General features: G+C 62.2%; 10 protein-coding genes. 5 read left to right on the top strand and 5 right to left on the bottom strand.

The features are described from left to right. Positions 1-21: 21 nt before the first annotated feature. Entirely contained in the window at positions 22-741 is a 720-nt protein-coding gene (locus tag AC1RKJ_RS14410) for an outer membrane protein (RefSeq protein WP_492791619.1), read from the top strand. A 77-nt stretch (positions 742-818) separates the two neighbouring features. On the opposite strand, the gene AC1RKJ_RS14415 is transcribed toward AC1RKJ_RS14410, so the two are convergent. The 3 genes from AC1RKJ_RS14415 to AC1RKJ_RS14425 are packed head-to-tail and all read right to left on the bottom strand — an operon-like array spanning position 819 to position 3,574. Further along, positions 819-2,033, bottom strand: a complete 1,215-nt coding sequence (locus tag AC1RKJ_RS14415; RefSeq protein ID WP_492791620.1) for an ABC transporter substrate-binding protein — start codon at positions 2,031-2,033, stop codon at positions 819-821. Positions 2,034-2,091: 58 nt separating this feature from the next. After that, positions 2,092-2,415 (bottom strand): 2Fe-2S iron-sulfur cluster-binding protein, encoded by a 324-nt coding sequence (locus AC1RKJ_RS14420; protein WP_492791621.1) that lies wholly within the window; start codon positions 2,413-2,415, stop codon positions 2,092-2,094. 10 nt (positions 2,416-2,425) lie between these two features. Next, positions 2,426-3,574 (bottom strand): cytochrome P450, encoded by a 1,149-nt coding sequence (locus AC1RKJ_RS14425; RefSeq protein WP_492792751.1) that lies wholly within the window; start codon positions 3,572-3,574, stop codon positions 2,426-2,428. A 238-nt stretch (positions 3,575-3,812) separates the two neighbouring features. Here AC1RKJ_RS14425 and AC1RKJ_RS14430 point away from each other — a divergent pair, with 238 nt between their 5' ends. After that, a complete protein-coding gene (locus tag AC1RKJ_RS14430; protein ID WP_492791622.1) occupies positions 3,813-4,325 on the top strand; it encodes a MarR family winged helix-turn-helix transcriptional regulator in 513 nt (170 codons plus the stop codon). 221 nt (positions 4,326-4,546) lie between these two features. Here AC1RKJ_RS14430 and AC1RKJ_RS14435 read toward each other — a convergent pair whose 3' ends face one another. Then, positions 4,547-5,446 carry a LysR family transcriptional regulator gene (locus AC1RKJ_RS14435; RefSeq protein WP_492791623.1) on the bottom strand — a complete coding sequence of 300 codons (900 nt, stop codon included), beginning with the start codon at positions 5,444-5,446 and terminating at the stop codon, positions 4,547-4,549. A 110-nt stretch (positions 5,447-5,556) separates the two neighbouring features. Here AC1RKJ_RS14435 and AC1RKJ_RS14440 point away from each other — a divergent pair, with 110 nt between their 5' ends. The 3 genes from AC1RKJ_RS14440 to AC1RKJ_RS14450 all read left to right on the top strand — a co-directional run bounded on the left by AC1RKJ_RS14440 (position 5,557) and on the right by AC1RKJ_RS14450 (position 9,365). Continuing rightward, entirely contained in the window at positions 5,557-6,531 is a 975-nt protein-coding gene (locus AC1RKJ_RS14440; protein WP_492791624.1) for an NAD(P)H-dependent flavin oxidoreductase, read from the top strand. An 86-nt stretch (positions 6,532-6,617) separates the two neighbouring features. After that, entirely contained in the window at positions 6,618-7,778 is a 1,161-nt protein-coding gene (locus AC1RKJ_RS14445) for an ABC transporter substrate-binding protein (RefSeq protein WP_492792752.1), read from the top strand. A 66-nt stretch (positions 7,779-7,844) separates the two neighbouring features. Next, positions 7,845-9,365, top strand: a complete 1,521-nt coding sequence (locus tag AC1RKJ_RS14450; protein ID WP_492791625.1) for an acyl-CoA synthetase — start codon at positions 7,845-7,847, stop codon at positions 9,363-9,365. A gap of 5 nt (positions 9,366-9,370) precedes the next feature. On the opposite strand, the gene AC1RKJ_RS14455 is transcribed toward AC1RKJ_RS14450, so the two are convergent. Beyond that, positions 9,371-11,476 carry a molybdopterin-containing oxidoreductase family protein gene (locus AC1RKJ_RS14455; protein ID WP_492791626.1) on the bottom strand — a complete coding sequence of 702 codons (2,106 nt, stop codon included), beginning with the start codon at positions 11,474-11,476 and terminating at the stop codon, positions 9,371-9,373. Between the last annotated feature and the right edge of the window lie 89 nt (positions 11,477-11,565).

Here is an 11,565-nt window from a genome sequence, read left to right on the forward strand (position 1 = left end):
CGCAAACATTGGGGAAAAACAATGCGCATCCGTTCCGCACTTCTGGCACTGTCCGCGACCTTGCTCGCTTCGACCGCATCATTCGCCGCCGATATGGGCCCTCGTTCTTACACCAAGGCACCGGTTTACGCGCCCGCGCCGATCTATAACTGGACCGGCATCTACGTCGGTGCGCACATCGGCGCTGCCTTCGGTGGTGATGACGCATTCGCAACCAGCATTGTTGGCCTCACCGGCACCAGCCGTGACGCAGCCTTCCTCGGCGGCGGTCAGATCGGTGCTGACTACCAGTTCTCGCCGAACTGGCTGGTCGGTATCGAAGGCCAGATCAGCGCGCTGTCGAACAACGACCGCACCTTCACGAACGGCGCTTCTGTTCTCCGCGATCGTTCGGATTGGCTCGCTTCGGTCACCGGCCGTCTTGGCTACACCTGGGGTCCGGGCCTGATCTACGCCAAGGGCGGTGTTGCATTCCGTGACGACAGCGGTCTCGCTGCGACCGCTGGCTTCCTGCCGGCTGTCACCAACCGCGAATCGACCGGTTACACCGTCGGTGGTGGTCTGGAATACATGTTCGCCCCCGCTTGGTCGGCGAAGATCGAATACCAGTACTACAACTTCGACAACACGACTGTTGTGACCCCTGTGGGCGCGCTGTCCTATAAGGACGACCTCCACACTGTGAAGGTTGGCGTGAACTATCACTTCAACTGGGGCGGCCCGGTCGTCGCGAAGTACTGAGACTTTCCAGAGACGAATTGAAAAGGCCCCGGAAAACCGGGGCCTTTTTTCTTTGTCGTTCTATCGGGGCCCTGACGTCACTTGATCATCGGGCAGCCGCCATCGGCCATCGGCCTGAAGGCCTGCTCGGCGGGGATCGTGGTCAGCAGCTTGTAGTAATCATACGGATACTTGGACTCCGCGGGCTTCTTGATCTCGAACAGATAGACCGGATGGATCACGCGCCCATCCGCGCGAATGGTGACGTCGCCGAACAGCTTGTCCTTGCCTTTGAACTTCTTCATCTGCGGCACAGCATCCTTGGCGTCGTCGCTGCCGGTGGCGGCGACTGCATTGAGGTACGCGAGCGTCGAGGCATAGACGCCGGCCTGATTGCCGCTCGGCATCTTGCCGTTCATGCCCGGCCGGGCTGCGAAGCGCTTGGCGAAGGCGCGGGTATCGTCATCCATGTCCCAGTAAAATGATTCCGTCAGCAGCAGCCCCTGCGCCACCTTCAGCCCCATGCCGTGAACGTCGTTGATGAAAATCAGGAAGGCCACCATGGACTGCCCGCTTTCCTTCAGGCCGAATTCGCCGGCCTGCTTCACGGCGTTGATGGTGTCGGCGCCGGCATTGGCAAGGCCCACGACCTTGGCCTTGGAGTTCTGCGCCTGCAGCAGCATCGAGGCGAAATCCGACGTGCCGAGCGGATGCCGCGACGAACCCAGCACCTTGCCGCCGTGCTTCTGGATGTAGTTGGTGGCTTCGGCTTCGATGCCTTGACCCAACGCGTAGTTGACCGTCAGGAAATACCAGTCGGTGCCGCCGCGCTGCATCATCGCCGCAGCCGTGGTGTTGCCGGTAGCCCAGGCGTCGTTGACCCACTGAATGGTGTTCGGCGAACAGTCCTTGCCGGTGAGGTCGGAGGTGGCCGTGGAGGACGCCAGAAACGTCATCTTCGTGTTGCGCGCGATATTGTTGATGGCGAGGCCGACCGACGAATTCGGCACGTCGACGATGGCATCGACCTTTTCGATGTCGAGCCATTTGCGCGCGATTCCCGATCCGACATCCGCCTTGTTCTGATGGTCGGCATAAACGATATCGACCTTGATGTTCTTGCCGCCGCCGTTGAAATCTTCGGCGGCCATGCGTGCGGCTTCCACCGATCCCATGCCGTTGGTGTCCTGAAACACGCCTGAAATGTCGTTCAGCACGCCGACGCGCACCACGTCGTCGGAAATTTCCGCCTGCGCCGCGCTGAGTGTGATGCATGACGCGGCGATGGCGAGATAGCCCTTGAGATTTTTCATTGTGTTTCCCCTCTGAATTTGTTTGCACGGTCCCGGCGTCCCGGGCCGCGTTGGTTTTCTAGACTTGTCGTTCCGGCACCCGCAGCACGAGACCATCGAGCTCCGGTGTGATCTTGATCTGACAGGACAGGCGGCTGTTCGGCAGCCGTTCGGTGGCGACGCCTTCCAGCAGTTCGTCCTCGTCGAGGCCGACTTCGGTGAGCCGACCGATCCAGTTGTCGTCGACATAGACGTGGCAGGTGGCGCAGACGGCGCCGCCGCCGCATTCCCCGACGATGCCGTCGATGCCGTGGCGCAGCGCGGTCAGCATGGCGCTGTCGCCGTCATTGGCATCGACGCTCTCGGTGCGGTTATCCGGGTGGATGAATGTAACGCTTGGCATGGATAATCGCTCAGGCAGGCGTGAGAGTGACCGGCAGGCTTTCCAGCCCGCGCAGGGTGTTGTTGAAGCGGCGTTTGACGTCGCCGGTGATGGCAATGGAACGAACCTTGCGCGCGAGCGCGGCTAGCATCACCTCGCCCTCGAGCCGCGCCACCAGCTGACCCACGCACATGTGGATGCCGGAGCCGAAGCCGACATGGCCGCTGGTCTTGCGTGTGATGTCGTAGTGCTCCGGATTGTCCCATCGCCGCGGGTCGCGATTGGCCGAGCCGAGGAACATCAGGATCTTTTCGCCTTCGCCGACATGATGGCCGCTAATCTCGACCTCCGTCGTCGTGGTGCGGAAAAATGTCTGGACCGGGCTCTCGAAGCGGATCGCTTCCTCGAACGCATTACGAGCAAGGCTGACGTCGCTGCGCAGCCGGGCGAATTCGTCCGGAAACCGCGCAAGGCAATAGATCGCGGCGCCGATTCCATTCACCGTGGTGTCGATACCGGCGCTCAGCAATGAGCGGACCAGCATCGGTGCTTCCGCGGCGGTGATGTCGCCGGTATCGACGCGGGCATGGATACAGGCACCGAATCCACCGGGCGTGAGGTTGTCGCGCTGACATTGTTCCTGCACGTAGGCCTGGTGCGGTATCGAACGTTCGATAGCGGTCTGGCGCAATTCATTCGGCGGTCCGAACGCATTGAACACCACGCCGGCATAGGGCAGCAGATGTTCGCGCCCTTCCTGCTTCAGGCCCATAGCATCGGGAAATACCGATAGCGGATAGGCTTCCGCGAGATCGGCGATCGCATCGAAATTCCGCCGCGCCAGCAACTCATCGACCTTGGCTTCGGCGGCAGCTGCGAAGCCATCGCGGATCTGCTTCATCACGGCCGGCGACAGCACCTTGCTGAGAACAGCGCGCGTGCGCGTGTGTTCCGGAGGGTCAGCCTCTAGAATGAGGCTCGGCGGCCGCCACGGCTTCTCCTTGGCGAAATCGCTGAGCCCCGCGCCGCGGCTGGAGCAGAACGTCGCCGGATCGTTGAGCACCGCATGGACCTCGGCATAACGCGCGACGCCATAGACATTCCATTTTTCGAGATGCACGACGGGGGCGGTCTCGCGCAACAACTCATGGGTCGGATACGGGTCCGCGAAAAATTCCATCGCGAATGGATCGACATCGAGGCCCGGCGGGCGAAGCTGCGCGCGGCCATCGACGCCGAGTGCACCCGATGCAAAAGCTAGAACGGGATGCGCTGAACTTGTTTCGGTCATGGGAGCCTCCCTGAGTTCGTTGTCATCAAACCGCGGCTTGTGATTTTTCGCGCGCGTGTTTCAATGGATCGGGCTTCTTGACTATGAAGTCTTTGCAGGTCAGGAATTTTCGGATGGGCACAATCGGATGAGCACCAAGAGATCGGCCGCATCGCGTTCCGCGAAACCGAAAGGCGCGAAGGCGGACCAGACGCTCGACCTCGAGCGATACGTTCCGGCGTTCATCACGTTTATCGGCAACAAACTGTCGCGCAGCGCCACGGTGTTTTATCAAAAGCAGTTCGGTGTGAACGTTACGGAATGGCGGATTATTTCGCTGCTCGCCATCGAGCCTGGCATTCCTGCATCGCGGATTTGCCATGTCATCGGCTTCGACAAGGGGCCGGTCAGCCGCACGCTGACTCTGATGCAGGAGCGCGGTCTTATCGTGATCAAGACCGATCCGCGTGATGGCCGCACACATTCGATCTCGCTGACGCCGAAGGGTAAGGCGACCCATGACGCGGTTTTGGTCGCGGCGCTGGAACGCGAACGCCGGCTGCTGTCCTGCCTCGACGACAAGGAACGTGAAGTTCTGATCGATCTGCTGCGCCGGATTCACAGCAACCTTGGCGCCGTCAGCGCTCAGGCCGATTCCTGAAACAACAGATATCGTGGAATCGCGGCGGGTCGTCTTGCGCGGTCCCAAGACGTTTGCGCATGCCCGGTAAAGCCGTTCACCGCCAGCGCGGTCAGCCATCGTTCTCTCCCTGCGGGGCGCGGCATTTGCTGCTCTGTCGGGCTCCCCGCGGAGATGCTGTCACGGATTAGTTGCTTGGGCAACAAAAAAGCGGAGTGGGCGCGGATCGCGGAACCCGGTGTCTAAATCCTTGTGGCGCCACTGAGAAGTTCGCGGTCGGCGCGCGAGCGGCGGGTGACGAAATCGATGACGGCTCGTACGGGCGGCAGTTCGATCAGATCGGGATGCGCCAGCAGCCAGATGTCGGAGAGGCCGGCCAATTTCTGCGGCGCCACCCGGATGAGATCGTCGTGAGCGTCGCCGACAATGCAGGACATCGCACAGATGCCGACCCCGGCACGGACAGCCGCCAGCATGTCGGCCTGCGACGAGCAGCGCATCACCACCGAGGCATGCTTGGCGACATGATCGCTCCAGCGCCCGAGTTCTGCATTGGAGGCGCGGTCCGCGAAGCCGACGATGCTGTGATGACCCCAGTCGTCGCGATGCTCGGGCAGCGGATGGCGGGCGGCGTAGTCGCGCGATGCATAGAAACCGACGCCCAGCCGCGCGATCTTGCGGCCGACAAGATTTTCGTCGCCGCTTTGATAGATGCGCAAAACGATGTCGGCCTCGCGCTTGCGCACGCTGACCGGAAACGGATGCGTGACGAATTCGATCTGAACGTCGGGATGGCTTTCGATGAAGGATGCCATGTGCGGCATCAGCCAGTAAGCCGCCAGCGTCGGGCCGATGGAAAATTTCACCAGTCCCCGCGCTTTCGCACCTTTGGCCGAGACGGCGGCTTCGGCCCGCAGCGCTGCGGCTTCCATCGCCCCGGCATGTTCGCGGAAGCGGCGACCCTGAACCGTCAACACCAGTCCATCATTGGAGCGGACGAACAGCTTGGTCCCGAGCTGGGTCTCCAGCGCTGCAATCTCCCGCCCTACTGTGGGATGGCTGGAGCGCAGCCGGCGCGCCGCGCCGAGATAGCTGCCGGATTCCGCTACCGCGATGAAAGTTCGGCAAAGATCCCAGTCCATGGCGCGCTCCATTCGTCCGTACATTATTGATAATAGAATTGTTCATACTTGAACATACAGAAGCCCATCCGGGATGTTACCGTTGCTCACATTCACAACAGGAACATCCGATGCCGCTTCCAGCCTCACTCACCGGCACGCTCGAACTGCCCGTTCTCGGCTCGCCGCTCTTTCTCGTGTCGGGCCCCGAACTCGTGATCGCGCAATGCAAGGCCGGCATCGTCGGCTCGTTTCCGGCATTGAACGCGCGGCCGGTCGCGGTGCTCAGTGAATGGCTGACCCGGATCGAGGATGAGCTCGGCGACTACAAGGCGAAAAATCCGGACAAGAAGGTCGCGCCCTACGCGGTCAACCAGATCTGTCACGCCTCCAACGACCGGCTGATGCAGGACATGGAGACTTGCACGAAGCACAAGGTGCCGATCATCATCACATCGCTGCGCCCGCCGTCGGAAATCGTCGATGCCGCGCATTCCTATGGCGGCGTGGTGTTTCACGACGTCATCAATGTGAAGCACGCGCGCAAGGCGGCGGAGCAGGGCGTTGACGGCCTTATTCTCGTTTGTGCGGGCGCCGGCGGTCACGCCGGAACGTTGTCGCCGTTCGCGCTGGTACGCGAGGTGAAGCAGTGGTTCAAGGGCACCATTCTGCTGTCGGGCGCGATCTCCGACGGCTGGGGCATTGCGTCGGCGCTCGCGCTCGGCGCGGACATGGCCTACATGGGCACCCGCTTCATCGCCACCGTCGAGGCCAATGCCGATCCGGCCTACAAGAAAGCGCTGACCGATTACGCCGCGCACGACACCGTCTACACGAACCTGTTCACGGGCGTTCACGGCAACTATCTCGGCCCATCGATCGCCGCCGCCGGTCTCGACCCAGACAATCTGCCGGTCGCTGACAAAACCAAGATGAACTTCGGGTCCGGCGGCAACATGAAGGTCAAGGCGTGGCGCGACATCTGGGGCTCGGGTCAGGGCATCGGCCAGATCACCGATGCGCCGCCGGTCGCGGAACTGGTCGAGCGGCTCAAGGTCGAGTTCAACGAAGCGCGGGGAGATTTCCTGATGCGGGCCAGCGCCTGAGAGACAAGCACGCGCACAAGCGCGGCCTGACTAAAACAACAAACCCAAGGGAGAATGCCATGAGAATCTCGCGTATAGCGACCGCCATGCTTGCGCTCGCCGCCTGCGGAATCACGCAGACTCGTGCGGATACCAAAGGCGAGATCCGCATCGGACAAACGCTGCCTTACAGCGGGCCGCTGTCCGGATTCGGCGCGATTGGCCGGGTGCAGGAGGCATATTTCGCCAAGATCAATGCCGAGGGCGGCATCAACGGCCGCCAGGTGAAGTTCATCAGCATGGATGACGCCTACTCGCCGCCGAAGACTGTCGAGCACACCCGCAAGCTGGTCGAGCAGGACGAGGTGCAGGTAATGTTCGGTTCGCTCGGAACCGCCACCAACAATGCGGTGCATCGGTATCTCAATGGCAAGAAAATTCCTCAGTTGTTCGTGCTGAGCGGCGCGACCAAATGGGCCGACCCGAAGAATTTTCCGTACACCATGCCGGGAATGGCGGCCTACGAATCCGAGGGCGTGATCTACGCCAAGTACATTCTGCAAACCAAACCCGATGCGAAGATCGCCATTCTGGCGCAGAACGATGATTTCGGCCGCGACTATGTCGCCGGATTCAAGCGCGCGCTTGGCGCCAAAGCCGCGACGATGATCGTGTCCGAGGCAAGCTATGAAACCAGCGCGCCGACCATCAGTTCGCAGCTTGCGACCCTGAAGGCGTCCAATGCGAATGTGCTGTTCGGCGTTGTGCTCGGAAAGTTCACGTCGCAGTTGATCAAGGGCATCGCCGAACTGGGCTGGAAGCCGGACATGACGTTCCTGCCGACGTCGGCGGCGTCGATTTCATTTCTGGCGCCGGCCGGGCTGGAAAATGCCGTCGGTATGATTTCGTCGAGCAACCAGAAAGACGTCAACGACGTTCAATGGGCCAACGATCCCGGCGTGAAGGAATTCTTCGCGTTCATGAAGCAGTACATGCCCAACGCGGATCTGAACAATTCCAACTATGCCGCCGGATACCACTATGTCGGTTTGCTGGCGATGGTTCTCAGGGCCTGCAAGGATGATTTCAGCAGTGAGAACATCAAGCGTCAGGCCGCATCGCTCAAGGACGTCCAGTTGCCGCTGCTGTTACCCGGCATTACGGTAACGACTGCGGCTGACGACTATCTGCCATTCCAGCAGCTTCTGCTGCGCCGCTTCGACGGCAAGAGCTGGGTTGGTTTCGGCGAAGTGCTGGACGATCAGTAAGCACAGTCCGGGCGTGCCGCCGATGGACGCGGCGCGCCTGTCCTCCCTTTCAGCCGGAACGACAGCATGATTATCAGCGGCGACCGCCAGATCAGCACGCCTGAAATTCAAGAGCGCATCGCGCGGGCAGCCAATGGTTTCAAGGCGCTTGGCTTGCGCGATGGTGCGCCGGTTGGATTGATGCTGCGCAACGACTTCGCGTTCTTTGAAGCGTCGGCGGCCGCTGCGATGCTCGGATCGCCGGTGGTGCCGATCAACTGGCATTTGAAGGCCGAAGAGGTCGCCTACATTCTGGCCGACAGCGGCGCGCATCTGCTGGTCTGTCATGCCGACCTGTTGCCGCAGATCAAGGGCGGCCTGCCGAAGCGGCTTCCGTTGCTGGTGGTGACAACGCCGCCGGAAATTGCCGCTGCGTTCGGCGTGTCGCTCGAAGCCGCGCGCGTGCCCGACGGGCATATCGATTGGGACACCTGGCGTGATGGCCATGCGCCGTCGCGGGATGTGCCGGGCCGGGCGTCGCCGATGTTCTACACTTCGGGGACCACGGGACGTCCGAAAGGCGTGAAACGTCAGCCGATGCAGCCGGAGCAGATGCTTGCCGCCGAGCGCGTCGGCGCAATTACTTACGGTCTGAAGCCGAATGAGGATCAGGTCATTCTCATGAACGGCCCGATGTATCACTCGGCGCCAAACTCCTACGGCATGATGGCGTTCCGTCACGGCTGCACCATCGTGCTGGAGCCGCGCTTCGATCCGGAAGACCTGTTGCAACTCGTCGAGCGGCACAAGGTCACGCACATGCACATGGTGCCGACCATGTTCGTGCGCCTGTTGCGGCTGCCGGACGATGTGAAATCCCGATACGATCTGTCGTCGCTGCGCTTTATCGTGCATGGCGCTGCGCCGTGTCCCGCGCCGGTGAAGCGGGCGATGATCGACTGGTGGGGGCCGGTGGTCCACGAATACTTCGGATCGACCGAAACCGGAATTCCGATCTGGCATTCCGCGCAGGAAGCGCTGGCGAAGCCAGGCACCGTCGGTCGCGCCATCGAAGGCGGCATCGTGAAAATCTTCGGGCCGAACGGCGAGCCTTGCGGCGTCAACGAGATCGGCGAGATCTTCATGAGGCAGACTGCGATCTCGGATTTCGATTATCACCACAAGGCCGGCGCGCGCGCCGAAGCCGGACGCGACGGTCTCATTAGTGTCGGCGATGTCGGTTATCTGGATGAAGACGGCTATCTGTTCCTGTGCGACCGCAAGCGCGACATGGTGATCTCCGGCGGCGTGAACATCTATCCCGCTGAGATCGAGAACGTGCTGATCGGCATGGACGGCGTGCGCGACTGCGCGGTGTTCGGCATTCCGGACGAGGAATTCGGTGAGCGGCTGTGCGCCTGCATCGAGCCGGAAACGGGCGTGGCGCTGACGCCGAAAGCGGTGCAGGACTATCTGCGTAAGCGGCTGGCGAACTTCAAGGTGCCGAAGGACGTCAATTTCCTCGACCAGTTGCCGCGCGAGGCTAGCGGCAAGATCTTCAAGCGCAAGCTGCGCGATCCCTATTGGGAAAAGAAGGGCGCGGCGTAACAGTCCTAGCTCGCCGGCCTGATCCACACCCGGTTGTCGTGGAATGCCGCGCCGCCGTAGGGCGCGATGGGATCGGCGCCGGTCAGGGTGTTGATGCCGCGGCCGTCCTCGTAGGCGTCGTTTGGCCAGATCGATTCCGCGATCAGCACGCCGTGGCGCACGCCTTCGAACAGTTTGGCGTGAATGCGCACTTCGCCGCGCTGATTGCCGAGAATCACCTTGCCGCCGTCGGCGATTGACAGCGCTGCGGCATCGTCGGGATGAATCATCACGGTGGGACGTTGTTCGCGCCCGAGCGACGTGGGGGTTTCGCTGAACGTCGAATTGAGAAAGTTGCGCGCCGGAGAGGTGGCGAGGCGGAACCGGTGCTGGTCGTCGGCTTCTTCGATGACCTCCCAGTGATCCGGGAGCACCGGGAGCCCTTCGATCGGGCCGGAATGCCAGGGACTGCGGAATGGCACGGTCGGCCATTCCGGCTTGAAGCGGAACTTGCCGCCCGGCCAAGCGAAGCCTTTCGTATAATGCGCGGTGTCGAAATCCGGCTGGCAGTCGATCCAGCGTTCGCGCTCCAGATTTTCCAGCGTGCCCCAGCCGGACATTTGCAGCGTCTCGTCGATGATCTGGCGCGGCGACATGTCGAAGCCGCGATGCTCCGCGCCGAGCCGCTTGGCGAGACCCGCAATCACGTCGTGGTTCGAGCGGCATTGGCCCGGCGGCTCGATCAGCTTGGGGCCCGCGATAATGTATTGATGGCCGCCGCCCTGATAGACGTCGTCATGCTCCATGAACATTGTGGCGGGCAGCACCAGATCGGCGGCCTTCGCCGTCTCGGTCATGAATTGCTCGTGCACGCAGACGAACAGGTCGTCGCGCGCGAAACCTTGCTTGACGCGGGTCTGGTCCGGCGCGACCGACACCGGATTGGTGTTCTGGATCAGCATCGCCGTCACCGGCGGGCCGTTGAAGAGTGCGTCGGCGTCGCCACAGAGGATCGCGCCGATACGCGACTGGTCGAGCGAGCGCACCGACGGATCGACGACGTCGGTTCCTTCGATCAGCGTGCGATCCCAGTGATAGATCGCGCCGTTGTTGTGAAACGCGCCGCCGCCTTTGTGACGCCATGCGCCGGTCACCGCGGCGATGCAGCTTGCGGCGTGCATGTTGGCCGCGCCGTTGCGCGAGCGCGAGAAGCCGTAGCCGAGCCGGAAATAGGTGCGTGGCGTGTTGCCCACCAGCGCCGCGAATTCCTCGATGGTCTCGACCGGACAGCCGGTGATGCGTGAGGCCCATTGCGGATCGCGGCTGCGCAGATGCTGTTCGAGTTCGGCTGGAACGTCGGTGTACTGCGCGAGGAAATCGCGGTCGGCCTTTCCGTCACGGAACAGGCAATGCATCACGGCGCAAGCGAATGCGCCGTCGGTGCCCGGCCGCAACAGGACGGCGAGATCGGCCTGCTCCATGGTGCCGTTCATGTAGATGTCGACCGCGACGATCTTCGCGCCGCGTTCCTTGCGCGCGCGGGTCGCGTGGGTCATGACGTTGACCTGCGTGCTCACCGCGTTGGTGCCCCAGATCACGACGCAATCGGATTTTGCCATCTCGCGCGGATCGGGACCGGCGAGCTTGCCGGTGCCGGCGATGAATCCGGTCCAGGCGGGATTGACGCAGATCGTGGAATGAAAGCCGGAATACTTCTTTGCGTGGCGCAGGCGATTGATGCCGTCGCGCATCACGAGGCCCATGGTGCCTGCATACTGATAGGGCCAGACGGCTTCCGAACCGTAACGCGCCTCGGCTTCCTGAAATTTCCGGGCGACCAGATCCAGCGCATCGTCCCACGAAATCGGCGCGAATGTGCCGGAGCCTTTCGCGCCGGTGCGGACCAGCGGCTGTGTCAGGCGATCGGGATGGTGAATGCGCTCGGCATAACGCGCCACCTTGGCGCAGATCACGCCGGCGGTGTAACCGTTGTCACGTGCGCCGCGCACCCGGCCGATGGTGTGCTCATCGAGCACATCGACTTCCAGCGCGCAGGTTGAGGGGCAATCGTGCGGGCAGACGGTCGCAGCGACCCGAACGGGCACGGTCTTGGGGCGGAGCATCTGGTTCATTGCCCGGACCTTAGCCCGCGCAGCCGGACATGCAAGCCGCGTGGCTGCCCGCTTGGGAGGCCCGAGTTCTGCGCATGGCGGAAAGTCAT

Source organism: Afipia sp. GW822-FHT04G07, from assembly GCF_058800765.1.